Origin of the sequence: Candidatus Vagococcus giribetii (assembly GCF_017316185.1) — a bacterium.
Taxonomy (GTDB): domain Bacteria; phylum Bacillota; class Bacilli; order Lactobacillales; family Vagococcaceae; genus Vagococcus; species Vagococcus giribetii.
Map to the genome: position 1 here is coordinate 1 of NZ_JAFLVX010000016.1, position 25,844 is coordinate 25,844.

Here is a 25,844-nt window from a genome sequence, read left to right on the forward strand (position 1 = left end):
ACTTTGTCTACAGTCTGAAAGGTTGGAAGAAGATTCTTCCAACCTTTTTTACCACGCAAATGCATCTGTTTCTTGTTTTAAGTAGTCTAACCAAGAAAGATCCTTGATTTCTAACAGTGTCAAAGAAATACCTGACATATCAGTAGATGTCATAAAATTTCCGCTTTTTTGAAAGACGCAATTAACTTGTTCTAGCTCTAACAATCGCTTAATATCATTTGAAAACACAAATTGTTCCATTAAAGTTGTGCTACCTAGACCATTAATCAAAATGGCAAACTGTTTACTCGATATTTCTGAGTAACGAACTAGTAATTTATTTAACAACTCATTCGCTAGATACTCTGATGAAAAGAACGGTTCTTTTCGGTAACCAGGTTCTCCGTGAATTCCAATACCAAAAGAGATTTCATCTTTTTCAAGTTTAAAGACACGTTCATCACTGCCTATTTTGCGACCACTACTAACAGCGACTCCTAAAGTATTCATAGAAGCAACCACGTCTTCACCTAGTTCTTTTAAGTCATTTAAATTCATGCCATTAGCTGCTGCTGCCCCTAAAATTTTGTGAACAAACACAGTACCTGCCACTCCACGTCTTCGTTTACGGTAACTACCTTTCTCAATTGAGCAGTCATCGTTAACAATTACATGTTCTACTAAATAGCCCTTTTGCCTTGCTTGTTTTTTCGCTTCAAGGAAGTTTCTCACATCAGCTTCAAAATTCTTAATAATCAACAAGGTTCCTTTTGGTGCATTTATTTCTTCGATACCTTGAAGAATATCTTCAACACTAGGTGGTACAAAAACGGGTCCGCTAATACTTGCTTGAAGCATGCCACGACCGACATAACCAAAGTGAGCTGGTTCATGCCCACTACCGCCACCACTTATGATAGCAACTGATTGATTCGTCACGTGTCTGTATTTAATAATCCCTGTTTGTGGCACACGCTCTAGTTTTTCCTGATGAATAAAAGACACACCATTTAAAATTTGAGAAACAGTGTCTTCGGGTTTATTTAATATCTGAGTCATGTCTTCATACCTTCATTTCCATCTCTTAATAAATTTCTATTAGTTGCTTACTATTTAACAACTAATGGAGCTAACTGATCTTCAATGGCTTCTATCGTTGCTCCTGCTTGAATCAATGCTGCTGCAGTATAACTACTTTCCAGTAAAGCTGTATCATACAACGTCACTTGCTTATCTGTCATTTCCATCGCTAACTCTAAATTCATTTTAGCACTTCCTAAGTCATAAAAGGCTAAAATATGATCGCCTTCATTTGTTTCAAAGGCCTCTAATATTTTCTCAAAGCTCGTACCGATTTCTAATTCTTCTGTCCCACCAGCCGTTGTAATAGAAACGTCCTTAGCGACCTCTCTTAATAAGCGTTCAATACCAATAACGACTTCTGGTACATGAGAAACCATTACAATTCCTAATGTCATTTATCAATCACTCCCGATTCTAACATAGCTTCAAATAAATAGGAACTTGAAACAGCGCCTGGATCAAGGTGTCCAATGGAACGCTCACCTAAATAAGAAGCTCGTCCTTTCGTTGCTTTAATATCTTTTGTGGCGTCGACATAACTTTCAATCAACTCTGGCGTTAGTTCTTTTTTCTCAAGAGCATCAATCACAGGTGCCCAAACATCTACCATAGTTTTCTCGCCTACTTCAGCTTTACCTCGTTTTTGAATATCAGCTAAACCAGCTGCTAAAATAGTTGTCATATCTTCAGAATCCGCACTAGCTTTAGTCATTCCCATAAAAGCTGAACCATATAAAGGACCAGAAGCTCCACCTACTTTACTAATCAACGTCATAGCAGCCAATTTAAACGTATCTCTAACTGTTTCTGGTTGTTTATCCTCAATAGCTTTCATCATTTCCGTTGTCCCACGAGCCATATTAGCTCCGTGGTCTCCGTCTCCTATTGGTGTATCTAATTCACTTAAATAATCTTTATTCTCAACCACTTTATCTGTAAATAACTGCAACCACACTTTTACTTTGTTAACGTCCATCTTAATCCTCCTAAAATTACCAAGCTACTGTTGTTACTGGGTATTCTAATTGTGCTTTCCATTCTTCTTCTAGTTTAATCATTGTGAGAGATAATCCTACCATGTCTAAAGAAGTCATTAAGTCGCCTACTTTTTTAAACTCAATCACTAGACCTTCTTTTTCAACTAACTCTTTCACATCATTCATGAAGACTAATTCTTCCATTAATGGTGTACTTCCTAATCCATTGACTAAAATGCCGTATGACTCTCCTTTAGCCCACTTGAACTCAGCTTTTAGTTTCTCAACAAGCTCTAAAGCTAATTCTTTTGATGGTTGAAGTTTTTCTTTACGGTAACCTGGCTCACCATGAATACCCACACCAAATTCAATTTCGTCATCTTCTAATACAAAACCTGGTTTACCTACTGCAGGAACGGTTGCTCCTGTTAAAGCCACACCAATTGTTTTAATATTTGGTACTAGTTTGTCTGCCATTTCTTTTACTTCTTGTAGAGTCTTACCTTGGTCAGCATAAGCACCTAAAATTTTATGGACTAAAACAGTCCCTGCAACACCTCGGCGACCTGCTGTATAAGTACTATCTTCAACAGCAATATCATCATCTACAATAATGGTTTCAACAGTGATATCTTCCATCTCTGCCATTTCTTTAGCCATCTCAAAGTTCATAACGTCCCCTGAATAGTTTTTAATAATCAGTAACACACCAGCGCCTGTATCAGCTGCCTTGATACCTTCAAATACTTGGTCAGGTGTTGGTGAAGTAAAGACTTCCCCGCAAACTGCTGCACTAAGCATTCCTTTTCCGACAAATCCAGCATGAGATGGTTCATGTCCGCTACCACCACCACTTACTAAGCCAACTTTGCCTTCTTGACGATCTTTTCTAACAATGACATCAGTTCCCTCAACTCGTTCAATCAAACCATCATAGGCATAAGTTAAGCCTTCAAGCATTTGATTTAGTATCTCTTCAGGTTGGTTAATAATTTTTTTCATTGTGATAATCTTCCTCTCATGTCTAGTTTTACTACTTTTCTAGTATAGAATGAAAAGGTTTTCTTTGGAATGGACACTTCTTGATATGTGTCCGTTTTCATTTTTGTTTGTTATTTTGTTTCTATCTTGTTATTCTTAATAAAAGCCCTATAAAGGAGAAGACAGATGGTTTCTAGTAGCTCATTAATCACTAAAAAAATTATTGCTTATTCTCTAAAAGATTTATTAAAATCAAAAGACTTTTCAAAGATTTCTATCAAAGAAATCATGCATCAAGCAGATTATCGTAGGCAAACCTTTTATGATTACTTTAGTGACAAAGAAGAGTTACTAAGATGGATTTACCAGCAAGAGTTGTCTGAGGTGATTGATGATTTTATCAATTATGAATCCACAGAAAAAATTATTGCTCGCACGCTTCAGTACTTAGAGACCAATAAATTGTTTTACCAAAAAACCTTGCAAGCTATCCCAGAGCCTCAAGTCAACGCTATTTTTATCCATAGCTTTAATCGCCTACTTAAAAGTACATTTTCTGCCTACTCAGAAAAAGGATTACCTGAGTCGGTTACGACAATGTATTCTTACGCTTTATTAGCCATTATCAAGGAATGGCTATTTACAAACTGTGAGCTAAAAAGAGATGACTTAGAAATCCATTTACTAACTAACTTAAATTGGATAATAAAAAATAGTTTAGCCGATTCAATCGACTAAACTATTTTTTTAATGCAAGATATGCCCTTTGGTTAATTCATCGCTTACTTTTTTGAAGATTTTTTCTGCTTTAGGATAAAGAATATAACCAGCTATAAAGAAGGCTACTGTTACTCCCATTAATATAGTGATTGCTTTAATCGCTGTTGGCCAGTAAATACCACCTACAGACTCTCGCAAAAGATTAACCGCATGGGTAAATGGAATATAAGGATTAATCGCTCTAAAGAATGGTCCTGACATTTCGATTGGGAAGTTCCCACCACCTGCTGAGATGGATAGAACCAAAATAATAATCGCAATCCCTTTACCTAAATTATCAAAGAGAGCTACTAACACATACACCATTACCATAAAGGCTAAATCAATAAGTAAGGCAAAGAGAACATTCCATACTGGATTTTTAGTATATGTTCCTAATAACCATTGATTTCCTAATGTTACAATTAAAGCTTGGAAGAAACCAACTGTTATGTAAGTCATCATTCTAGCTAAAAATTGTTGACGTTTTGAATATTTCTTTTGTTGTCTTTCATTTAAATGGAATTTAGTTGAAGCAATACTTGAGAACAATACAGCTCCTACCCATAAACATAAAGCTGTATAGAACGGTGTACTAGCTGATCCATAGTTAGGAACAGGATAAACGTCTTGGGTTTTTAATTTCACTGGATTTGATAAGAAATCACTTTCTTTAGTCGCATCATTTTTCAAGTATTTGACTAACTCTTCTAAATCAACATCTTTTTCACCTTTTTTAATCAAATCACTGGCTTTAACAATACCTTGCTTAATATTTGGCCAGTCTTCGTTAATCATGGTTACTGCTGCACCCATGGCTTTTTCAAACTCAGGAGCTTTGTTGTTCACCATTTTCATAGTGCGTTCTATATCAGCTTCTACACCAGGCAAATCATTTTGAATAAATAACGACGCTTGATTTAATTTTGTTTTAAGTACTGGGAAGTCGTTTCTAAAGAAAGCCGCCCCTCCATTAATTCCATTAATAATTAAATTCATATTGCCGTTCAATAACTCATTAGCTGCATGAATATCATTATGTATAGCAGGCATTTCTTTTTGATACGATTGTAATAAAGAAATAGCCTGAGTAATTGTTTTTGTAGTATTAGTTAACAAACGATCCACACGGTTAATCATGTCGTCACTGATAATAGTATTTGTAATATTACCTGCTTTTGATAATGCATCTTGTGCTTCAGCAATTAGTTGATTCACTTCTGCTTCAATCGCATGAACATCTACACCATTAATTAAACTAGATACATTGTTTGCTTCTTGATTGATTGTGTATAGGACATCTTTTAATTGCTCTTTAGACCCTTGAATACTTCCCCAATTGCCTAACACATTATCCACACGTTGCTTCAAGCTGTCCACAGCTTGTTTGGCTCCGTGTAATTGATTAATAACACCATCTAAGGCATGAGAGCCTGTAACGCCTTGCAAGTCTTGTAACAAGTCAATAGTTGTTTGAATCATGTCACTTTGAGCTTGCAGACGTTCTGATAGATTACTTAACTGCGTATGAATCACATCTAATTCTTCAGGAGACAATTCATTTGAATCGATAAGTTTAATCAAATCAGCCGTAATACTAGTTGTTTCTTTAGCTATTGCTTGAATAATAGCTAAACCAAAATCAACGCCTTTAGCAATATTAGGTAATGATTCTTGAACTTTTGCTAAGTCATTCTTCACTTCTGGTATCATTTGATTTGCTTGTTTGGCTAATTCATTCACTTCTGGCAAGACTTTTTGTGCATCTTGAATAATTCCTAGACCGTCATTAGCTTCATTAATGACATCATCCATCATTTTCACTACGTCACCAAAATCATTATCGATTTGATTAATTTGACGTCCTGCATCTTGAATTTCTGGAATTTTAGCTTGTGCTTGATAAACCATGCCACCATATTTTTCGATCTTAGGCATTTTTTTATTTAAATCTAATACTTTGGTTGTCATTTGATTCACTTCAGGAATTAAACCAACAAACTCATTAGCTGATTTTAATTTCTCTTTAAATTCAGGCATTTTTTTATTTAATTCTAGTACTTCTTTTGTGTAACCATCAATTTCATCTAGATGGTCATTAGCTGCTAAAATTTTACTTGTTATCTTTTTAATAGATGGTAAATTGCTATCTAAATTAAAGCCAACTTCATTTAAAGTCTCCATTAAAGTTTTACTGACAGTCGCTATAAACTCATCTGAAATGGTATCTTTAATAGTGCTTGCACCTTTATCAGAAATTTTCGGTGCAATAGCATTTATTTTTTGATTCACACTGTATTCTATTTCAGGATTCTTAATGTCTCCTTTAACAAAACTCAATAAATTTTCAGAGAAATTCTTAGGCATATATATACCAGCATAGTATTTCCCACTTTTTACACCTTTATCTAATTCCTCTTTTGAGTCAACAAATTGCCAACCCATATTGTGATTATCTTTTAAATTTTCAACAATATCCTTACCAATATTGACCTCTTTATCCATGACAGTTGCTGTCTTATCATCTGAATAAACGGCTATTTTAATGTCACTTGTATTTGAGTATGGATCCCATAAAGCTGCAATGTTAAACCACGCATACAATGATGGAATAAACATCAAGGCTAGCATTAACAACAGCGTTAATTTATTTTTATAAATTCGTTTCCAATCTAAATGATACAGTTCTAAAACATTTTTAAAACGTTTCATCTTTATCCCTCACTTTACATCCATTGATTCCAATCTCGTTTTGGTATTTCCCCATAACCACTAAATACTTCTTCTAACATATCCTGAATAGAAACTCTTCTAATCTCTTCATTCCAAGCATAATCAGCTCTGTTAAAAACCTGAGAAATTACTTTGTTTCCATCTTCAGCAATCTCATTAAAATCAGAGAAGGCACGTTCTAAAACGCCAATATGCGGAAATGAATAAAATGGACCTTCAATAGACTCAACAATTTCCAATAGCGAAATATCTTTTAAATTCCGTTCAATGAAGAAACCACCATTATTTCCTGAAACCCCCTCAATCACTTTACTTACTACTAATTTTCGTAATAGTTTTTTGATATAAGATTGAGACACAGATAATTTTTTATAAATCGTTTGACTCGATACAGGGATATCTTCTTGCTGTGTAGCTAAAATAGCTAAGATTGCTAAAGCTTGTTCTGTTGCATTGGTTAGTTTCATAAAATTTTCACCCCTATTCTCTACTTCAAATAGCTATTATAGACTTCTGTTGTCCACAATGCAATATATTTACCTTGATTTGTGAAAAAAAATTACTATTTATTGATTCTTATTATCTCACAACTAACACTTCATAGAAAACAATTGTTTTTTAAGGTATAATAAATGAAAAAGGAAGGAGAATTATCATGAAAAAAGAACAAGTTGATTTCATTTTTGTGTTGTCTATGTTTAGTTTTTTTATCCTAAGTCGAGCCTTCTTCATTCCGGATTTCACTTTTCCGCAAGCTTTTACTAGTCTAATTCCCCTTATTATTATCGGTTATTTTGGTTTATTTCATGCCAATCGAGTCATTCTAAACTTTTTCGTCACCTTTATCTGCTTCTTTATCCTCTTTCACATGAAACCTTGGCTAATTTATTGGACCAATCTTCACATTACAGGCGGTTTAGCTGCTCTTTGTGCAGCTATCTTTACCTTTATTTTTAAACAAACGGAACAAAAAAGAGATAAAGACCCTTTAAACGGAACTGTCATTAGAAGCCTTCTTAATCGGTTTCCACAAATGTCTTTTACCTTATTGTTCATAATAGATACCTTAATAACAAGTTTATTTATTGGAGGTACCTTCATGTTAATTATTCGAGATTTCCATATTTCTTATGTGATTGGTGTCTTACTAATTAGCAGTTACTTCTCAGCTTCAGCTATTTACTTCTATCTACATATTCCTGAAAAAACTAGAAAAAGAAAGAGAAAATTTAAATAAATATTCCCTAACTAGTCATTTAGAGGGATATCAATGGTTAATTTATCCGAATCAAACCGGATAATCGAATCCGCATAATCTAATAAACCTGGCGAATACTCTTTAAGTAATTGATAACCCTCTTCCTTTTTCAAACTTTCCTCTTCTGCTAAACTTTTAGGTGTATTACCTGTAAAGTAGCGCCAATTCATCTCTCCTACAAAATAAGCAATAGGATCTAAGATTGACTCATCATAAATACCGCTTTCAATGAGTTGTCCGTAAGCCATTTTTTGACCATCTTCAACAAAAAGTTTTTTAGTATAAGCTTGATAGTTCAGAAGATTATCATCAATCAATCCATTGTTCTTAGCCCACTCATCTACATTAAGAGATTTCTTTTTGTAAGAAATGTTCTCTGGAGAAATCCTTATTTCACCATACGATTGTTCTGTGATACTAAAAGAAGAAGATACCACTTCTACTAACCCACTTGGCTCAGATTTTTTAATACCTTGAGCATGAGTGTGTCCAGAAAACACCAAAGGGACAGAATAATTAGTTAATAATGTCTCCAACTCCTGACTATTTTCTAAAACAAAGCCTTCATATATGAGGGGATTGTGTTGAAGTAAATTATGGTGCATAAAAACAAGAGTCTCTTTCCCCTCTTTTTTGGCTTTGTCTAAGTGTGTTGTCATCCAAGCTAGGGTTTCTTCTTTTAGACGTCCCTTCGTTTGAGGATTCGTTGTTCCATTGGCTTTTCCGTAAATAGCCGTATCTAGTAATAAAAATTGCGTGTTATCTGACGCGTCAATCAGATAACTAAGTGAATGGGGATCTCTATCCTTAGCATTTTGATAACTCATATCAAACAGCCGTTCAAAGTCTTTTGGACTAATCTGCTCTGTCTTATAGGCCTTATCTCCTTGAAAAGACCTTGCCCAACCATCATTAATATCATGATTGCCAGGAATAACCCAACATTCAATACCGTTCTCCTCTAATGGTTTGAGAAGTTTAGCTAACTCTTCAGCACTTTTTCTCTCTCCATTTAAGGTAATATCTCCAGTCATAATAATCCCTTTAGGCTGCTTTTGGATTGCTGCATCTACTAAAGCTTTTAAGCTTTCCTTTTGATAGAGGAGCTCTTTTCCCGCAGCAGTGGTTTGAATTCGTTGAAATTCTGATCCCTCATCATACAAACTTTTATCAATATAATGATTATCTGATAACACCCAATAAGTTGCCTCTTTAGTCATTTTAGTTTCTTTTTCCTTAAATAAGAAACCACCAAGACTTAATACAATGAGTAAACTTCCGATTAATAAACTCACATACCATCTCTTTTTCACGTGTCTCAACTCCTTATCACTTACTAGTATACCTAATAACTAGACACAAGTAAGGCATAAAAAAAGGTAGAGCTTAATTGCTCTACCTTTTACTTATTTTTCTTCTGTTTTTTCTTCTTTTGGTTTTTCAATCATTGCTTTACGAGACGCATTCACACGACCTTGTTTGTCAATTTCAGTTACTTTAACTAAAATCTCGTCACCCATTTTAAGTACGTCTTCTACTTTAGCAACTCTTTCATGAGCTAATTGAGAAATGTGAACCAAGGCATCTTTGTTACCAAATAAGTTAACAAAGGCACCAAATTTTTCAATACGAACTACTTTAGCTAAGTAAACTTCATTTAGTTTTACTTCTCTAACTAATTCTTTAATGATTTCAATAGCTCGATTGATTTTCTCTTGATCTGAATGAGCAATACTTACATTACCTTCTTGATCAATATCAATTTTAACTTCAGTTTCTTCGATAATTTTATTGATGGTTTCGCCACCTTTACCGATCACTGTTTTGATTTTATCTGGATTGATTTGAATCATTTCAATCTTAGGAGCGTATTTGCTTAACTCTTTGTTTGGCTCAGCAATTGTTGCTGTTAAGTTAGCTAAGATTTCCATACGAGCTTTTTTAGCTTGAGCTAATGCTTCGGTTAGGATTTGTTCCGTGATTCCTTCAATTTTAATATCCATTTGTAGAGCTGTAATACCTGCTTCAGTACCTGCTACTTTAAAGTCCATATCACCTAAATGGTCTTCCATTCCTTGGATATCAGTTAGGATAGTGTAGTTATTATCATCCATAACAAGACCCATAGCAATACCAGCAACAGGTGCTTTAATTGGCACACCAGCATGCATTAAAGCTAATGTTCCACCACAAATACTTGCTTGAGAAGATGAACCATTTGATTCTAGCACTTCTGATACTAAACGAATCATGTACGGGAAATCTGCTTCGTCAGGAATAACTTGAGCTAAAGCTCTTTCTCCTAATGCCCCATGCCCAATCTCACGACGACCTGGTCCACGACTTGGTCCAGTTGAGCCTACTGAGAATTGAGGGAAGTTGTAATGATGGATAAATCTCTTGCTTTCTTCAACTCCTAAACCATCAATAATTTGATGTTCTCCTAAAGGAGCTAAGGTACAAGTTGTTAAAGCTTGAGTTTGTCCACGTGTGAAAAGACCAGAACCATGAACGCGTGGTAAGATACCCACTTCTGATGCAAGAGGTCTGATTTCATCAATTTTACGACCATCTGGACGTACTTTATCAATGGTAATCAAACGACGTACTTCATTTTTTTCCATGTCTTCTAAAATTTGACGGATTTCTTTCATCCATTTAGCTAATTCAGCATCTTCTGCGAATTTTTCTTCGTAAAGCTCAATAATTTCAGCTTTTAACGCATCAATGTTATCTTCACGAGCTAATTTTTCTTCTGTTTGAATCGCTTCAACCATACGACCTTTGTAAGCATCATTAATTTCTTTTTCTAAATCAGCATCTACTTGTAATAAAGTAATTGCCATTTTTTCTTTGCCAATTTCATTGGCAATCTCTTCTTGGAAAGCAACTAAACGTTTGATTTCAGCATGACCGAATAAAAGCGCACCTAACATATCTTCTTCAGATACTTCTTTAGCACCACTTTCTACCATGTTAATGGCATCTTTTGTACCAGCTACTGTTAAATGAATATCTGATAATTCTTGTTGTTCGACTGTTGGGTTAATGATGTACTCACCATTGACACGACCTACATCAACACCTGCGATTGGTCCGTTAAAAGGAATATCTGATACACATAAAGCAAGAGAAGAACCTAGCATAGCAGCCATTTCTGGTTGACAGTCTTGTTCCACACTCATAACAACGTTAGTGATTTGAACTTCATTTCTAAAGCCTTCAGCAAACATTGGACGAATAGGACGGTCGATTAAACGAGCTGTTAATGTCGCATTTTCACTTGGACGAGCTTCACGTTTAATGAATCCACCTGGTACTTTACCTACTGCGTACATTTTTTCATCGTAGTTAACTGTTAATGGGAAGAAATCCACATCTTTTGCTTGTTTTGATGCTACTGCTGCTGATAAGACAACTGTGTCGCCGTATCTTACTAAAACTGCACCATTTGCTTGTTTAGCTAATTGACCAATTTCCACTGATAAAGGACGTCCGCCCCACGTTGTTTCGAAAACTTTTTTTTCAGAATTCAACATTTTTTATTATCTCCTTATGTCACACATATGATAAGTTCTACTAGACAAACGTCAAGATTCCTATGAAATCCTCACATTTGCATAGTAGTGTCCCTTTCACTAGTGTTTTATTTTTTTAAAAGAAAAGCGAGATCCAAAACTAGACCTCACTTCTCTTAATTGTTCAAAAATTAACGACGTAAACCTAAGCTCTTAATTAACTCACGGTAACGTGCAACATCATTTTTACGTAGGTATGCTAAAAGGTTACGACGGTGTCCAACTTTTTTCATTAATCCACGGTATGAATGATGATCTTTTTTGTGTACTTGTGCATGTTCGTTAAGTGCATTGATCTCAGCTGTTAAAACTGCGATTTGTACTTCTGGAGAACCAGTATCTCCTTCATGACGAGCGTACTCATTGATGATTTCGTTCTTGCGTTCTTTTGTAATTGCCATTTTCTTCACCTCTTCTAATTTTTCCCTACAACTGAGTAATTCGTTGGTGATTCGAATAACCTAGAAATAGGTACGTGTGTGTATTTATCACACAATGGTACTTTACATGATTTCTACATTAAAAGCAAGGTTTTTCAGTTGTAAATAATACTTTTATCAAATATATTCCTTTATTTTTGAGGGAACAAATATTACAATGTTTACAGATAAATGTGATAGAATAAATTGAATAGACATTAGAAAGGAAGTAACTATTGATGATAACAATGGAAGACATCGTTCGTGAAGGACATCCTGTGCTTCGTGAAGTGGCAAAAGAAGTCGCATTTCCTTTATCGCAAGAAGATATTGAACTAGGAGAAAAAATGACCGAGTTCTTAAAAAATAGCCAAGACCCTGTTTTATCTGAAAAATACGGTTTAAGAGGAGGCGTTGGTTTAGCTGCTCCCCAGTTAGCTATTTCTAAAAGAATTATCGCCATCGAAATTCCTAGTATGGATGAAGACAGTGAAGAACCATTTTTAAGTACTGTGATGTACAACCCTAAGGTATTAAGTCACTCTGTTCAACGCGCTGCTATTGAAGAAGGTGAAGGCTGTTTATCAGTTGATCGTCATGTGCCTGGACTTGTGATAAGAAATGCTAAAATTTCTATTTCTTACCAAACAGCTGAAGGGGAAACTAAAAAAATCCGCTTGAGAAATTACCCTGCCATTGTGGTTCAACATGAGATTGATCATATTAATGGCGTGATGTTCTACGATCATATTGATCAAGAACGTCCAAACTACGCACCTGATGATGTTGTATTATTAGGCTAACTAAAAATGCTAAAGGACAATCATGAAATTGTTCTTTAGCATTTTTTCTTTTTTATAGTAAACCGTACTCGCGTAATCCGTGACAGATACCACCATCATTGTTAGATAAGGTTACAAAATCACCTAACTCTTTTAGTGATGGTTGAGCGTTTGCCATTACCACACCCGCACCAGCATATTGAATCATTTCTACGTCGTTATTTCCGTCTCCAAAAGCAATAATATCCTCTTGTTTAAAACCATATGTTTCAGCAATTATCTTTAAGGTCTCTGCTTTTGAACCATTTTTTGGTAACACATCAATTCCATATTCATGCCATCTCACAAAACGAAACTCTGGAAATTGACCTTCGTATACAGACATTTTTTCTTCACCTAACAAAGCCACAACTTGATAAACAGGTTCCTTTTGATAGAAGTCACGCTCAATAGCAGGCAGTGACTCACCAAAGCTTTCCATAGCTAGCTTTGTCTCAGGTTGAAAATCTTCATTTCTTAATTTGGTCTCTAGTAAGCCATTAAAGACTAAATCAATCGTCTCTTCATCACTGATTCTAACTAATTTTTCTAAAGCTTTAGGATCTAATTCATTTCCGTAAACTTGCTTCCCATCAACAAAAGCAACTGCGCCATTACTTAAAACAGCATGCTCAATCCCTGCTTCATCTAACACTTCTTTAGCAAGAGGTAAACTTCTTCCTGTAGCACACATCACCATGTGACCTGCTTCTTGCAACTGTTTAATCGCTTCTATTGTATCAGGCAATACCTCATGCGTATCCGTTACTAAGGTACCATCAATATCAAAAACAACTAGTTTTCTTGTCATTCATACTTCCCCCTCAATTTTACTAATCTGAGTATAACAAAAAACAAGAAGAGGCAAAAGGCATCCTCTTCTTGTCTGCTTGATTCTATTTATTATTAATCAATGTATTTTAAGCTTTCATCGTTGTTAAGCCATGCATAAGTCAGACCAATAACAATTCCTCCACCAATAAAGTTTCCAATGAAGGTTAAGATTAAGTTTAGTGACACCGCTCCAACTGTCATTCCTGCAACAGCTCCACCTGATGTGAAAAATGCTAGTGGGAAGTAAATGAAGTTGGCGATAACGTGCTCGAATCCTAAGAAAGTAAAAATAAAAATCACACATAAAATTGAAATAAAACGCGCTGTATCATCTTTTGCTTTCATAGACATTAATACAGCTAAGTTAACAATCACATTGGCAAAAATACCTTCAACAACTGTTTGAATCATGCCTTTGTCAAATTTTCCTTCTACAATGTGGACTAAAAAATTGTCCGCAGGTAATCCCTTAAACGCCCCTGTCAAAGATAGTAAAAAGGCAACCACAAGTGCTCCAATCAAGTTAAACAACACACAAACCATTAATATTTTCATGGCTTTTGAGAATGGTAATTTTTTACGATAAGTCGCAACGGACATATACATCATATTTGATGTACCTAATTCTGCATTTAAAAAAATAATAAGGGCTAAACCTAAACCAAAGGCAAAAGCATATAAAGCTTTTCCTACACTTCCATCAAATTTCAATCCTAAACCTAAAGCGATCGCTGAACCTAAACTTAAGTAAAGTGTAGCTAGTACCGACCTCATGGCATATTTTGAAAACTGTTTATCAATTAATTCATTCTTTTTGGCAATTGCTCCGTCAATCTTTGTCATTAATTCTGAATGCTGTTCCATCTCTTTTCAAATCCCTTTCTCACAGTAACTCGTTTTAAATTTTTTTCTTAGTATAATTTATCACAAATAACTCCTGAATTATATCTCAAAAAAGGAAAAAAACCGTCAAAAATAATAAATTTTTATTATCTTGTTTTTTTGATTGACCAATCAAGTCTCTTCATTGTATAATATAATTTGTGTAAAATAATGCAGCTAAAAAATAAACAGCTCGTCATTAGTTTGTTTGCCTATTGATAGGTTCAATTGAGTAGCCACGGCTGCAAGGGTGAAGATTGAAAAATAAACTAAGCGAATGTTAATATTTTTAAGAAATTATTTTACTCCAAAACAAAAGAAATTTATTGGAGGAATTATTCATGTCACGTTATACTGGACCAAGTTGGAAATTATCAAGACGTTTAGGCGTTTCATTATCAGGAACTGGTAAAGAATTAGCTCGTCGTCCTTACGCACCAGGTCAACACGGACCTAACCAAAGAAGAAACAAATCTGAGTACGGCTTACAATTAGCTGAAAAACAAAAATTACGTCATACTTACGGATTAACAGAACGTCAATTCCGTAACCTATTCATGGCTGCTGGTCAAATCAAAGAAGGTAAACACGGTGTTAACTTCATGATCTTACTAGAGCAACGTTTAGATAACGTAGTTTACCGTCTAGGTTTAGCTACTACTCGTCGTCAAGCTCGTCAATTTGTAAACCACGGTCATATCTTAGTTGACGGAAAACGCGTTGATATTCCATCATACCGCGTTGAACCAGGACAAGTTATCTCTGTTCGTGAAAAATCTAAAGAAGTTGCTTTCATCAAAGAAGCTGTTGAGTCTACATTAGGCCGCCCAGCATTCGTAAGCTTTGATGCTGACGCTTTATCAGGTAGCTTAACTCGTTTACCTGAACGTGAAGAGTTATCACAAGATATCGATGAGTCATACGTAGTAGAATTCTACAACAAATTACTTTAAGATTATTCAAAAAACCAAAACTTATTTCAAGTTTTGGTTTTTTTCTTTGCTTTCATCTATTCTATAGAAGCAAACCACAAATTTTTCATACTCCTCATAGAATCAACTCAATAATTAGCTATTTCTTCATTTTTACTTTACCTTTTCTTAAACACTCTATTCTATAGTATATATATACTTAATTAGTGGATGAACTTGGTGTTATACTCGTATAGCTGATTAGTTTTTCCTATATGTATGGTGTAGGTTCGACTCCTACCTTCCACGTAAAAAAGACGATAGCTAAGAATTAATATTCCTAGCTATCGCCTTTTTATTTATTTTGAAAATTTCATCGCATCTTTAAAGACATTCATCATACTCTTATCACTGTAAATCAAGACTGTTGATTTGTACGCTTTTGCTGATAGTCTAAGCAGTACAACAATACTAATGATTAAAATACCTAACGAAATAAGGACTTCCATATTGCTCACACTGTTATTAGCAATACGAATTGGCATACCAAAGGATGACAAGAATGGAACAAATGACATCACCTTAATAATAATACTTTCTGGATTATTCATTCCAACAACAACACCACCGATAAAACCAATCATCGTTAAGTAAGTGATCGGTGCTGCAGCTTTTGCTGAGTCCTCTGCTTTACTAACTAGTGAGCCTAGGAAGGCTGCTAGGATAGTGTAGATTAACACACCAAACAATAAGTACAACAAATTGTAACCTAGTAATCCTTTTAATAACTCACTTGCTGGTATTTCCTCAAAGAATGATTTAACAAAATCCATGTCTTTAACAAAGAAGTATCCTAGTAAACCTGTTACTAAATACACACCAACTTGGGTTAGAATCACAAGAGAGATACCAGTGATTTTACCGTAGAAGTGTTTTGAAGCCGTTGTACTAGAAAGAATAACTTCCATAATACGAGTTCCTTTTTCTGACGCCACTTCTTGAGCAGTAATTGACGAGTAAAGTAAGACAATAAAGTACATCATAAAAATAACTACCATACCAACAACCATCATGACTGGTTTATTATCTTTTGTTTCTGTGATTTTACCATCTTTAACTTCAACTTGTTTTTCACTAAATTTAGCTGGTGACATTAATTTCCCTACCTCTTCTTGAGATAAGGATAAACTAGCACTTGTTAGACCTAGTTGGATTTGACTTAGATTTTGTAGAATTTTTTGGCTATTTTCCATTCCTAACGTTTTTGTTCCAACATAATCTCCTGTTAAGGTACCGTCTGACACTTTAATCGTTAGATAACCTTCAATTTTTTCATCTTCTAAAGCTTTTTCAGCTTCCGCTTCTGTTTTGATATCCTTCACAATATCAAATTCTTTTTTATTTTGTTCTGTAAAGGCTGCTGATACTTCTGGCATATCACTAACTACAGCGATTTCATTTAGTTTGTTAAACTGAGAACCCACATAACCACTACCTGCAGAAATCCCTAAAAATAAAAGAGGTGCTAATATCATCATCACAAAGCTGACAGACTTCACTTGTTTTTTATAGGTTTCTAATGCAACTACCCAAAATTTATTCATCTTTTTCCCCTACCTTCATTTTAAATATTTCTTCTAATGTTGGTGGTTGTTGATTGAATACTGGTAAGTAGTCAGTTAGGCTCATTGCTTTATCAAATAATACTTTACCAACACTTGGGTCTTCCAAACGAATGTTGTATGTATGTTCTCTTTTCTCTACAACTTCTAAAACACCTGGAACCTCTTCTAGCTCTTCTTTTGAAAGAGCTGTTTCTAGTTGTAGTTGTGTTCGACCAAATTGCTCACGAATGTCATCCACGCGACCGTTAAGCACCATCTTACCGTTTTTCAACATGACTAGATGATCACATATTTGCTCCACATTTTCCATATTATGACTTGAAAAAATAACACAAGAACCTTGATCCTTCAATTCAATAATCCCTTGCTTTAATAACTCAGCATTCACTGGGTCAAGTCCACTGAACGGCTCATCTAAGATAACTAACTTAGGCTCATGAATTAGCGTCGAAATTAATTGTACTTTTTGTTGATTCCCTTTAGATAAAGACTTCACTTTATCTGTCTTCTTACCTTTCACTTGAAACTTGTCCATCCACTTATCGATTAATGGCACAATCTCTTTTTTGGTTTTGCCACGTAAACGACCAAAGTAAATCAATTGATCCTCAATGGTTACTTTTGGATAAAGTCCACGCTCTTCAGGTAGATAACCAATAATATTGTAATCTTCTTCTGTAATACGACGTTCGTTCCAATGAATCGTTCCTGAATCTTGATCCAAAAAGTTTAAAATCAAACGAAAAGTCGTTGATTTTCCTGCTCCGTTTTGCCCAATTAACCCTAAAATTTTACCATCTGGGATACGAAACGATACTTTATCAACTGCTGTCATATCACCAAATGTTTTTGTTAACCCTTCAACCTCTAACATACAAATCCTCCTTAAAAAATATTAAAATAACCCGTTATAAAACCAATTAGGCCTCCGAGTATACCGCCAATTATCATAGCAATCACTAAATCAAGTATGAAGTGTTGCTTTTTCGCAAATTTCTTTGGCTCTTTAAAATAGCTAGTTCGTTTTAAGTAAACGCATTTATAATAAGTTAACAAACTAAATACAATTAAAGGAGCCATTAAACTAACAGCACATAGAACTGCTAATGAATAATAAATGCCTTTTACTTGCATCAAGAACTCTTTGACTGTTTGTTGATTTAAGACAAAAAAACCGATTAAACTAGCTAACACAAAATACAATGAATTCCACATTAACCAACGTCGTTCTTGATTCAAACGACTGGAAAAGCTCTCTTCATCTGAATACACAGCAGGCGTCCCGATATCTGACTTAAAGACAAAATACCTATTGCGATAGCTCATCACTTGATTCCACCCTGCTGCTTCGTACAAGTCTAAATACTCATCGACTTCTTTCTTATCACCAGAATAAAAATCGATGACAATCTGAGCCTTTTCTTTTTCAACTGGTCTTAATTTATACCAACCAAACCAATTGATTGATTCAATGAGCCACCCCTTCGCTAATTCCTCTTCTAAACGTTGCCCTTCTAATTCTGCATAAAAAGCCAAACCCTTAGAATAGATATACTTTTTCTCCCGAATAATCATGAATGACTTCCTCGCTTTTCTTCTAATAACCTTTCCCCAGCAAGGTAAAATAACTTTCGTCTTTCGACTTCTTCTTCTAACTTGTTAATCCCTAAGTCCGTAATTAAATACACTTTTTTACGATCATCATCTTGCTCCAAAGCAATCAAATCACTTTTAAGCAATTTTTTGAGTATTGTATACATGCTAGCTGGACCAATAGAAACCCTTTCATTTGTTATATCAGAAATATCCTTCATAATAGCATAACCGTGTTTTGGCTTAAGTAAAGCCAAAAGGATCAAATAACTTGAATCTGTTAACGGCTCATCCACTGCGTCATCCCCTATCCACTAACAATATCACTTAACGATATATCACTCGTTGATATATCGTTAAGTGATATACTATCTTAAAAAAAAGAGTCTGTCAATAACAAAAAAGAAGGAAGTTTCCTACAGAAACTTCCTTCTTAGTTTATTTCATTTTAATGATAATAGTCAAAACGACCTTTTTTCAGTAATGTTTTTGTTCCACCAGTTGTTACTAGTGATTTGTTGATAATGTTTTTCTTCATAATTGAACCGATATAACCTTTAACTTCTTTACCCATAACGTTACCTAAACCAACGTTATTACCAATTGAAGCAACTGTTCCTAATGGTTTGTAAGCAAACGCTTCTACTGATTGGTTGTTTAATTTAGCTGCTAACGCATTTCCTAAATAAGCACCTTGTTGTAAAGCAATTTGAGCAGTTGTTGGGAATGGACGTCCTGATTCTCCGTCCATAACAGCACTAACATCTCCAATCATGAAGACTTCTGGGAAACCTGCAACTGATAAGTCAGATTCTACAACAACACGTCCACGACGTTCGTCAAAGCCTGATTCACCAACGACAGCACTACCACGAACTCCTGTTGTCCAGATAATAGTGTTAGCTGTTAATTCTTTTAATTCACCATCTTGTTCGTAAACAACAGTGTTTTCTTTAATTTCTTTAATTGGTGTTCCAACGATGAAGTTCACACCACGTTTTTTCAAGACATCAATTCCGTATGCTCCTAATTTTTCAGAGAACATTGGTAAAAGAGTTGGCATTGCTTCCACACAAGTAATTTTAACTTTATCCATTGGGAAGTTTAATTTTTCTGCTAATTTAGGTAAACGGTTAGTAATTTCACCTAAATACTCGATACTTGTAAAACCAGCACCACAAACAGCAATTGATAAATCCGCTTCATTTTTAGATGTTGCGTATTTAGCTAAGTTGCTATCTAAGTATTCACGGCAACTTTCTGCTGTTTTAATATCAACTAAAGGTTTTGAAAAATCGTTAACTCCAGGGATACCAAATGTCTCTGATTCAAACCCTAAAGCAATCACTAAATAATCGTAACTAATTTCACCTTTTTTAGCTAAAACTACTTTTTTCTCTTCTTTTTTCACTAATGTAACAGTGTCTTGAATGAAAGTAACTTTTTTGCTGTCGATAACATCAGCAACGTTGTAGCTAATTTTGCTTGCAGGTTCTGTTCCTGCTGCTACTTCGTGTAATTGTGTTGACTCATAATGATACTCATTTTTGTTGATTAAAATAATCTCGGCATTTACATTTTTCTTTTGTAATTGTTTAGCTGTTTTTAATCCAGCATAACCAGCACCAAGAATGACGATTTTCGGCTTGTTCATTTTCCTATTCCCTCCATGACTAATCTCTATTTCACTATAGGAGTATTTCACAAAAATGTCAATTGATTGAAACTATTACAGTTAAATTAATTTATAACTACAGATTAGTCCTCACTTAAAGTACGTGAAAAGTACCATAAACTTAAACTGTTCACTAAACTAACAAAGGCTCCGTAGAGTAATAAATGATCAACAAATTTTGAACGTGATAAACCCATTGCATTTAATTCAATTAATAGGATTCCTAAACCTAAGATAAAGGCACTCATTGTGATTTGACTAGTAAAGGCCATTACTTTTTGACCTAATGGGCTCTTTTTAGCTACATTACTACGGTAATAGAAGAAAAGCATAGAAGCAAAGATAACAACAATTGATGTAATATTAATAATTAATGACACAAATATTCCCCTTTAATAATAAATTTTAAAAAATCTCGTCCATTGTACCACTTATTTAAGCTTGATTAAAGTGTTCTACTATGGCTTTGGCTACATTTTTAGGCATACCAATCGCAATGATTTCTTCTTCCGTTGCTTTAGCAATACTTTTTACTGATTTGAAAGCTTTTAGAAGTTCTTTCTTGCGTTTTGGCCCTAACCCATCGATGTTGTCTAATTGAGATGAAAAACTCGTTTTACTTCGTGTGTTTCGATGGAAGGTAATAGCAAATCGGTGTACCTCATCTTGAATTCGCTGAAGTAAAAAGAATTCTGATGAGTTTCTTTTTAATGGTACAGGTTCTAGGTCTGTTCCAAACAGTAAATCACTGGTCTTATGCTTATCATTTTTAGCTAATCCAGCAATTGGTATATCTAATCCTAATTGATTTTCAAGTACTTCTTGCGCGGCATGAACTTGTCCTTTCCCTCCATCAATAAGTATCAAATCAGGTAAGGGTAAATTCTCTTTTAACACGCGTGAGTAGCGCCTAAAAATGACTTCTTCCATTGAAGCATAATCGTCTGGACCTTTTACCGTTTTTATTTTAAATTTGCGGTATTCTTTTTTATCCGGTTTTCCATTGATGTAAACTACCATAGCAGAAACAGGATCAGTTCCCATAATATTGGAGTTATCGAATGCTTCAATACGGTACGGGGTAGGTATGCCCATGATTTCACCTAGTTTTTCAACAGCTCCAATGGTTCTCTCTTCTTTTCGTTCAATTAAACCAAACTGCTCCTTCAAATAAACATCTGCATTCTTACAAGCTAATTCAACTAATTTTTTCTTTTCGCCGCGTTGTGGTTGAATAATTTTAGTTGGAACAATAGCCTCAACATCTTCCTTACTGATTTCTCGTGGAATCAATACTTCTTTTGGAATAAAATGCTGACTCTCTTGATAAAACTGGCCAATAAATGTTAAGAAATCTTCTTCAGCTTCGTTGTAAAAAGGAAAGTCAAACACACGTCGTTCAATCAATTTCCCTTGTCTAACAAAAAATACCTGAACCACCATCCAGCCTTTATCAACAGCAAAGCCAAAAATATCTCGATCAATAAAATCTGCATTAGTCATTTTTTGTTTTGTCATCACTGTTTCAATAGCATTGATTTGATCACGGTACTCTGCTGCTCGCTCAAATTCCATATTTTCAGCAGCTTGGTTCATTTTTACTTCCAACTCTTTTTGGACGTTCACATACCCTCCACCGTTTAAGAAATGCTTTATTTCTTCTACCATCTCTTTGTATTTTGCTTCTACCACTTCATTCACACAAGGACCTAGACATTGTCCCATGTGGTAGTACAAACAAACTTCATTTGGTAAATTTTTACATTTTCTAAGAGGGTACATGCGATCTAACAAACGCTTGGTTTCATTGGCTGCTCGAACATCTGGATAAGGTCCAAAATAAATCCCCTTGTCTTTCAACACTTTTCTTGTAATCAATAATCTGGGTGCTTTTTCATTGGTAATTTTGATAAAAGGATAAGATTTATCATCCTTTAACATGATGTTATATTTAGGCATATTTTTTTGAATCAAATTAATCTCAAGCAGTAACGCTTCTGTATTCGATTCTGTCACAATATACTCAAAATCAACAATCTCACTCACTAAACGTTCTGTTTTCGTATCATGACTCCCTGTGAAATAAGAACGTACTCTATTTTTTAAGACTTTTGCTTTTCCTACATAAATAATCGTCTTGTTTTTATCTTTCATTAAGTAACAACCAGGCTGATCTGGTAAAAGAGCTAGTTTACTTTTTATGTTTTCGTTCATCTTCTCACTCCTTCAAGACATATCTGTCTTAGTATACCAAGAGCTCAAAAAAAAAGCATTCAGTAATGTCTCTACTGAACGCTTCTTAAGTTTCTTATAAATGTTTGTCGATAATTGGTTTTAATTGTGCTTTTTGATGCACACCTACGATGTTTTCAACCACTTGACCATCTTTAAATAATAACATGTTTGGAATACTCATGATGCCATATTGTTGGCTAGTCATTGGGTTATCGTCTACGTTAAGTTTAGCAAATGCCACTTGGTCCACGTAATCTGTTGATGTTTGCTCTAAAATAGGTGTTTGCATACGACAAGGTCCACACCAAGGAGCCCAAAAGTCAACTAAGACTAATCCTTCACTGATTTCTTCTGCGAAATTTTTATCTGTTAATTCTAATAACATAATACTTCCACTCTCCTTATGTCTGATTATAGTTGAATTATACCAAAGGGGGTACTTTTAGACTAATCATTTGCTTGAGCTTTAGAAAGTTACAATAGTTGCGCCGTCTCCACCCTGATTAGCAGGAGCATATTCAAAATGTTTCACTCGTCTATGGCTTCTTAAATACTCTTGCACACCATTTTTAAGCGCTCCAGTTCCTCTTCCGTGGACAATTGTCACTTGAGGATAACCTGCTAAAAGTGCTGCATCAATGTACTGATCGACTTCTCCCAAGGCTTCTTCAAAACGTTTACCTCTTAAATCCAGTTGCGTTTTAACTGATGAACGACTACTGCCACCATCACTTTTGACCGTTGTCATGCGTCTTGTCGGTTCTTTTTCAGGAGCTAATAAAGTCATACCATCCTCAGAAACTGCCATTTTTAGAATTCCTAATTGAACTTGCCATTCTTTATTACCTGTCTTACTGATTAAAGTTCCTCTTTGGCCAAAAGCTTCTACTAAAACATCATCTCCAGCTTTAAAATTTTTCTTCTCTTTCGCTTTTTTCAATACTTTGTTTTTAGCTAAATGAGATTCTTCATGTTTTAAATCTGATAATTGTGATTTTACATCAATAAATTCATGCTCTTTGACTTTACTCTCTGACTGACTACGTAGTTGCATCTGTCTAATATCTTGAATCAGATTTTCGGCTTTTTCTTCAGCCTCTGAAATGATTTCATTTGCTTTGACTTTTGCTTTGTTCATCTCTTTTTCTCTTTCAGAGAAGAAAGTTTCATAGGCTTCTTTCAAGTCTTTGTATAAGTCTTCTGCCTCATCAACATAGTGACGCATCTCTAAATATTCTGTCTCTGTCATTTTACGCTGATTTTCTAAATCAGAAATCATGTCATTTAAGTCTTGACTCTCTCCGTCAATAATTTGCTTAGCTTGGTCAATAATTTGTGTGGATAAGCCTAAACGCTTTGAAATTTCAAAGGCATTACTTCGTCCAGGTATGCCGATTAATAAATGATAAGTTGGACTAAGGGTATCCACATCAAATTCCATACTGGCATTAATCGTACCAGTTCGATTGTATCCGTAAACTTTCAACTCTGGATAATGAGTTGTGGCCATAACAAAAGCACCCGTTTGACCAACTTGATCTAAAATCGAAATAGCCAAGGCCGCTCCTTCTTGAGGATCCGTCCCAGCACCTAGCTCATCAAATAATACTAAACTATCTTGATCTAAATGAGCTAAAATAGAGACAATATTTGTCATGTGAGAAGAGAACGTACTTAAATTTTGTTCAATTGACTGCTCATCTCCAATATCTGCATAAACCTCTGAAAACACACCAATTTGACTATCTTCCTCTGCTGGAATCGGTAATCCCGCTTGCCCCATTAATTGCAGTAATCCTAACGTTTTTAAGGTAATGGTTTTACCACCTGTATTAGGTCCTGTTATAACAATAGCTTGGTAATCCTTCCCGATAATAATATCGTTAGCTACGACTTTTTCACTATCAATTAAAGGGTGTCTCGCTTGTTTAAGAGAAACGTGTTTATCAGCGCTTAGATCAGGAACAATCCCCTTTATACTCTTTCCAAAATTAGCTTTTGCATTAATAAAATCTAGTTTTCCTAAGACAAACGCATTTTGTAGAATATCTTGTCTAAAAGGAGCCAACTCATTCGATAGCACAGCTAATATACGTTCAATTTCTTTTCTTTCAGCGATTTGATGTTGTCTTAATTTATTGTTTAATTCAACAACTTGTCTTGGTTCAACGAAAATAGTTTGACCTGAGGCACTTTGGTCATGAACCACTCCGCCAAAGTGACTACGGTATTCACTTTTAACAGGAATAACGTAACGTTCATTTCTCATAGTCACAATATTGTCGCTTAAATATTTGCTACTACCACCGCGTAAAATACTGTTCAATTGGTCTTTAACCCCTTGTTCAGCACGGCGAATACTTTGACGTATATGTTTCAATTCACTTGAAGCGTCATCTGTGACACGACCATCTTCATCAATAGCAATTCGAATTTCTTTAGCCAAATCAGGTAAAGCAATCATTTTATCGTTCCACTCGTACAGACGAGGCAACTCAATTTCTAATTCCCTTAAATCCTCAAAAAAGCGTTGCAATTCTGTGACAGTGCGTAACACACGACCTACTTGAGCAATTTCTAACCCATTTAACATCGCACCAATTTCAATACGTTTCATATGTGGTTTAATATTTTCTAAGATAGGGATAGGAATACCGCCACGTAAACGTAAGACATCAAAAGCCTCTTTTGTTTCCAATAATTGTTCTTCAATTTTATCAAAATCACTGATTGGTGTTAGTTGTTGCAGTTGTTCTTCACCTAATTTTGTCACAACATGTTGCGACAATTGTTGTTTCACTTTATCAAACTCTAAGGTTTGTAGTATTTTTTTATTCATCATGTACTCCTTAATAGTTACTTCAAACAAAAAGGCAAGTTTCTTTTAGACACACAACTTCTAAAAGTTGCCTGCAGAAAAGACCATTGCCCACATTTTATAAAATAATTTTAGTAATCCACCAGTTATGCAATAAATTAGAGATAATCGGCGTTGAATCGACTAGAAATCGCGCTAAAGAGCTCTTTTTAAAGAGATTTTGGATAAAATCAAGTGGTACCATTGCTAAAAGAGTTAAGCATAGCGTTAATCCAACCACTGTTAACAGTGCATTCAACACACCACCTGCTAAATCATTCCCTTTTTGAATGACAGGTCTAAACGTTAAACCATAGCAGAGCATCCCCACAAATCTCGTTAATAACCAACCGATAAAAACAATTAAAATAAAAGCAAATCCGGCATAAAAAGCTTTGTCTAGGTCAAATATTAAATTTTTATCGAATAAAACTAAACTCGTTTTTTCTGTAGGCGCAGGGTATGGAACGAGTAATTCGAGTTTTTTTCCTAAAGCTTTGTATTGACTTTGAGCCACTACAAAAGAAGCCACATATCCTAGTCCATAAACTAGTTGTAACATTAATCCTCTTCTATACCCAGCATAAAAACTTGTTCCTAAACATAGGATAATTAAAATAGTTAGCATCATTTCAAACCTTACT

General features: G+C 34.9%; 25 protein-coding genes. 4 read left to right on the forward strand and 21 right to left on the reverse strand.

What is annotated here, in order from left to right:
- Nucleotides 1-48: 48 nt before the first annotated feature.
- From dhaQ to dhaK, 4 genes are read right to left on the reverse strand one after another with little or no spacing between them, the layout of a single operon-like run.
- Nucleotides 49-1,038 carry a DhaKLM operon coactivator DhaQ gene (gene dhaQ / locus DOK76_RS05950; protein WP_206965762.1) on the reverse strand — a complete coding sequence of 330 codons (990 nt, stop codon included), beginning with the start codon at nucleotides 1,036-1,038 and terminating at the stop codon, nucleotides 49-51.
- A gap of 50 nt (nucleotides 1,039-1,088) precedes the next feature.
- Nucleotides 1,089-1,457: a dihydroxyacetone kinase phosphoryl donor subunit DhaM gene (gene dhaM, locus DOK76_RS05955; RefSeq protein ID WP_206965764.1), complete on the reverse strand. Its 369-nt coding sequence runs from the start codon at nucleotides 1,455-1,457 to the stop codon at nucleotides 1,089-1,091.
- The gene (gene dhaL, locus DOK76_RS05960) at nucleotides 1,454-2,038 is read right to left on the reverse strand and encodes a dihydroxyacetone kinase subunit DhaL (RefSeq protein WP_206965766.1); all 585 of its coding nucleotides are present in this window, start codon (nucleotides 2,036-2,038) and stop codon (nucleotides 1,454-1,456) included. The genes dhaM and dhaL overlap by 4 nt, the downstream gene beginning before the upstream one ends.
- 16 nt (nucleotides 2,039-2,054) lie before the next feature.
- Complete coding sequence (gene dhaK, locus DOK76_RS05965) at nucleotides 2,055-3,041, reverse strand: dihydroxyacetone kinase subunit DhaK (RefSeq protein ID WP_206965768.1); 987 nt, start codon at nucleotides 3,039-3,041, stop codon at nucleotides 2,055-2,057.
- Nucleotides 3,042-3,206: 165 nt separating this feature from the next.
- Here dhaK and dhaS point away from each other — a divergent pair, with 165 nt between their 5' ends.
- Nucleotides 3,207-3,758, forward strand: a complete 552-nt coding sequence (dhaS, locus tag DOK76_RS05970) for a dihydroxyacetone kinase transcriptional activator DhaS (RefSeq protein WP_206965770.1) — start codon at nucleotides 3,207-3,209, stop codon at nucleotides 3,756-3,758.
- Nucleotides 3,759-3,767: 9 nt separating this feature from the next.
- Here the strand turns inward: dhaS and DOK76_RS05975 are convergent, their stop codons facing one another.
- Entirely contained in the window at nucleotides 3,768-6,491 is a 2,724-nt protein-coding gene (locus DOK76_RS05975) for a YhgE/Pip domain-containing protein (protein ID WP_206965771.1), read from the reverse strand.
- Between the two features lie 14 nt (nucleotides 6,492-6,505).
- Nucleotides 6,506-6,979: an RrF2 family transcriptional regulator gene (locus DOK76_RS05980; protein ID WP_206965774.1), complete on the reverse strand. Its 474-nt coding sequence runs from the start codon at nucleotides 6,977-6,979 to the stop codon at nucleotides 6,506-6,508.
- 188 nt (nucleotides 6,980-7,167) lie between these two features.
- Between DOK76_RS05980 and DOK76_RS05985 the strand changes: the two genes are divergently transcribed.
- A complete protein-coding gene (locus tag DOK76_RS05985; protein ID WP_206965776.1) occupies nucleotides 7,168-7,749 on the forward strand; it encodes a hypothetical protein in 582 nt (193 codons plus the stop codon).
- 11 nt (nucleotides 7,750-7,760) lie between these two features.
- On the opposite strand, the gene DOK76_RS05990 is transcribed toward DOK76_RS05985, so the two are convergent.
- The 3 genes from DOK76_RS05990 to rpsO form a co-directional block, all read right to left on the reverse strand.
- Entirely contained in the window at nucleotides 7,761-9,083 is a 1,323-nt protein-coding gene (locus DOK76_RS05990; protein ID WP_206965778.1) for a metallophosphoesterase, read from the reverse strand.
- A 93-nt stretch (nucleotides 9,084-9,176) separates the two neighbouring features.
- A complete protein-coding gene (gene pnp / locus DOK76_RS05995; RefSeq protein WP_206965781.1) occupies nucleotides 9,177-11,309 on the reverse strand; it encodes a polyribonucleotide nucleotidyltransferase in 2,133 nt (710 codons plus the stop codon).
- Between the two features lie 170 nt (nucleotides 11,310-11,479).
- Complete coding sequence (gene rpsO, locus DOK76_RS06000; protein WP_206965783.1) at nucleotides 11,480-11,749, reverse strand: 30S ribosomal protein S15; 270 nt, start codon at nucleotides 11,747-11,749, stop codon at nucleotides 11,480-11,482.
- Between the two features lie 257 nt (nucleotides 11,750-12,006).
- On the opposite strand from rpsO, the gene def reads away from it, so the two are divergent.
- Nucleotides 12,007-12,570, forward strand: coding sequence for a peptide deformylase (gene def, locus DOK76_RS06005; RefSeq protein WP_206965785.1), 564 nt, complete (start codon nucleotides 12,007-12,009; stop codon nucleotides 12,568-12,570).
- A 52-nt stretch (nucleotides 12,571-12,622) separates the two neighbouring features.
- Here def and DOK76_RS06010 read toward each other — a convergent pair whose 3' ends face one another.
- A complete protein-coding gene (locus tag DOK76_RS06010) occupies nucleotides 12,623-13,399 on the reverse strand; it encodes a Cof-type HAD-IIB family hydrolase (RefSeq protein ID WP_206965786.1) in 777 nt (258 codons plus the stop codon).
- 95 nt (nucleotides 13,400-13,494) lie between these two features.
- A complete protein-coding gene (locus DOK76_RS06015; RefSeq protein WP_206965789.1) occupies nucleotides 13,495-14,286 on the reverse strand; it encodes a formate/nitrite transporter family protein in 792 nt (263 codons plus the stop codon).
- Nucleotides 14,287-14,645: 359 nt separating this feature from the next.
- On the opposite strand from DOK76_RS06015, the gene rpsD reads away from it, so the two are divergent.
- A complete protein-coding gene (gene rpsD, locus DOK76_RS06020) occupies nucleotides 14,646-15,257 on the forward strand; it encodes a 30S ribosomal protein S4 (protein ID WP_206965791.1) in 612 nt (203 codons plus the stop codon).
- 317 nt (nucleotides 15,258-15,574) lie between these two features.
- Here rpsD and DOK76_RS06025 read toward each other — a convergent pair whose 3' ends face one another.
- The 10 genes from DOK76_RS06025 to DOK76_RS06070 all read right to left on the reverse strand — a co-directional run bounded on the left by DOK76_RS06025 (nucleotide 15,575) and on the right by DOK76_RS06070 (nucleotide 25,831).
- A complete protein-coding gene (locus DOK76_RS06025; protein ID WP_206965794.1) occupies nucleotides 15,575-16,819 on the reverse strand; it encodes an ABC transporter permease in 1,245 nt (414 codons plus the stop codon).
- Entirely contained in the window at nucleotides 16,812-17,714 is a 903-nt protein-coding gene (locus DOK76_RS06030) for an ABC transporter ATP-binding protein (protein WP_206965795.1), read from the reverse strand. Before DOK76_RS06030 ends, DOK76_RS06025 begins: the two co-directional genes overlap by 8 nt.
- 11 nt (nucleotides 17,715-17,725) lie before the next feature.
- A complete protein-coding gene (locus tag DOK76_RS06035) occupies nucleotides 17,726-18,415 on the reverse strand; it encodes a DUF2812 domain-containing protein (RefSeq protein WP_206965798.1) in 690 nt (229 codons plus the stop codon).
- Nucleotides 18,412-18,729 (reverse strand): PadR family transcriptional regulator, encoded by a 318-nt coding sequence (locus tag DOK76_RS06040; protein ID WP_206965800.1) that lies wholly within the window; start codon nucleotides 18,727-18,729, stop codon nucleotides 18,412-18,414. Before DOK76_RS06040 ends, DOK76_RS06035 begins: the two co-directional genes overlap by 4 nt.
- A gap of 152 nt (nucleotides 18,730-18,881) precedes the next feature.
- The gene (locus tag DOK76_RS06045) at nucleotides 18,882-20,087 is read right to left on the reverse strand and encodes an NAD(P)/FAD-dependent oxidoreductase (protein ID WP_206965802.1); all 1,206 of its coding nucleotides are present in this window, start codon (nucleotides 20,085-20,087) and stop codon (nucleotides 18,882-18,884) included.
- A gap of 104 nt (nucleotides 20,088-20,191) precedes the next feature.
- A complete protein-coding gene (locus DOK76_RS06050) occupies nucleotides 20,192-20,488 on the reverse strand; it encodes a hypothetical protein (protein ID WP_206965804.1) in 297 nt (98 codons plus the stop codon).
- Nucleotides 20,489-20,543: 55 nt separating this feature from the next.
- Nucleotides 20,544-22,322, reverse strand: a complete 1,779-nt coding sequence (gene uvrC / locus DOK76_RS06055) for an excinuclease ABC subunit UvrC (RefSeq protein ID WP_206965805.1) — start codon at nucleotides 22,320-22,322, stop codon at nucleotides 20,544-20,546.
- 94 nt (nucleotides 22,323-22,416) lie between these two features.
- On the reverse strand, nucleotides 22,417-22,728 hold the full coding sequence (gene trxA, locus DOK76_RS06060; RefSeq protein WP_206965808.1) for a thioredoxin: 312 nt from the start codon (nucleotides 22,726-22,728) through the stop codon (nucleotides 22,417-22,419).
- Between the two features lie 81 nt (nucleotides 22,729-22,809).
- Nucleotides 22,810-25,182, reverse strand: a complete 2,373-nt coding sequence (locus DOK76_RS06065; RefSeq protein WP_206965810.1) for an endonuclease MutS2 — start codon at nucleotides 25,180-25,182, stop codon at nucleotides 22,810-22,812.
- A 97-nt stretch (nucleotides 25,183-25,279) separates the two neighbouring features.
- The gene (locus DOK76_RS06070; protein WP_206965811.1) at nucleotides 25,280-25,831 is read right to left on the reverse strand and encodes a CvpA family protein; all 552 of its coding nucleotides are present in this window, start codon (nucleotides 25,829-25,831) and stop codon (nucleotides 25,280-25,282) included.
- Nucleotides 25,832-25,844: the final 13 nt, after the last annotated feature.

Coding starts and splice junctions, on each gene's coding strand:
- DOK76_RS05980 (WP_206965774.1), bottom strand. CDS start 6,979: ATGAAACTAACCAATGCAACAGAACAAGCTTTAGCAATCTTAGCTATT.
- DOK76_RS06015 (WP_206965789.1), bottom strand. CDS start 14,286: ATGGAACAGCATTCAGAATTAATGACAAAGATTGACGGAGCAATTGCC.
- DOK76_RS05985 (WP_206965776.1), top strand. CDS start 7,168: ATGAAAAAAGAACAAGTTGATTTCATTTTTGTGTTGTCTATGTTTAGT.
- DOK76_RS06025 (WP_206965794.1), bottom strand. CDS start 16,819: ATGAATAAATTTTGGGTAGTTGCATTAGAAACCTATAAAAAACAAGTG.
- dhaM (WP_206965764.1), bottom strand. CDS start 1,457: ATGACATTAGGAATTGTAATGGTTTCTCATGTACCAGAAGTCGTTATT.
- dhaK (WP_206965768.1), bottom strand. CDS start 3,041: ATGAAAAAAATTATTAACCAACCTGAAGAGATACTAAATCAAATGCTT.
- DOK76_RS05975 (WP_206965771.1), bottom strand. CDS start 6,491: ATGAAACGTTTTAAAAATGTTTTAGAACTGTATCATTTAGATTGGAAA.
- dhaS (WP_206965770.1), top strand. CDS start 3,207: ATGGTTTCTAGTAGCTCATTAATCACTAAAAAAATTATTGCTTATTCT.
- rpsO (WP_206965783.1), bottom strand. CDS start 11,749: ATGGCAATTACAAAAGAACGCAAGAACGAAATCATCAATGAGTACGCT.
- DOK76_RS06070 (WP_206965811.1), bottom strand. CDS start 25,831: ATGATGCTAACTATTTTAATTATCCTATGTTTAGGAACAAGTTTTTAT.
- DOK76_RS06065 (WP_206965810.1), bottom strand. CDS start 25,182: ATGAATAAAAAAATACTACAAACCTTAGAGTTTGATAAAGTGAAACAA.
- dhaQ (WP_206965762.1), bottom strand. CDS start 1,038: ATGACTCAGATATTAAATAAACCCGAAGACACTGTTTCTCAAATTTTA.
- DOK76_RS06035 (WP_206965798.1), bottom strand. CDS start 18,415: ATGATTATTCGGGAGAAAAAGTATATCTATTCTAAGGGTTTGGCTTTT.
- def (WP_206965785.1), top strand. CDS start 12,007: ATGATAACAATGGAAGACATCGTTCGTGAAGGACATCCTGTGCTTCGT.
- dhaL (WP_206965766.1), bottom strand. CDS start 2,038: ATGGACGTTAACAAAGTAAAAGTGTGGTTGCAGTTATTTACAGATAAA.
- pnp (WP_206965781.1), bottom strand. CDS start 11,309: ATGTTGAATTCTGAAAAAAAAGTTTTCGAAACAACGTGGGGCGGACGT.
- DOK76_RS06010 (WP_206965786.1), bottom strand. CDS start 13,399: ATGACAAGAAAACTAGTTGTTTTTGATATTGATGGTACCTTAGTAACG.
- rpsD (WP_206965791.1), top strand. CDS start 14,646: ATGTCACGTTATACTGGACCAAGTTGGAAATTATCAAGACGTTTAGGC.
- DOK76_RS06030 (WP_206965795.1), bottom strand. CDS start 17,714: ATGTTAGAGGTTGAAGGGTTAACAAAAACATTTGGTGATATGACAGCA.
- uvrC (WP_206965805.1), bottom strand. CDS start 22,322: ATGAACGAAAACATAAAAAGTAAACTAGCTCTTTTACCAGATCAGCCT.
- DOK76_RS06045 (WP_206965802.1), bottom strand. CDS start 20,087: ATGAACAAGCCGAAAATCGTCATTCTTGGTGCTGGTTATGCTGGATTA.
- trxA (WP_206965808.1), bottom strand. CDS start 22,728: ATGTTATTAGAATTAACAGATAAAAATTTCGCAGAAGAAATCAGTGAA.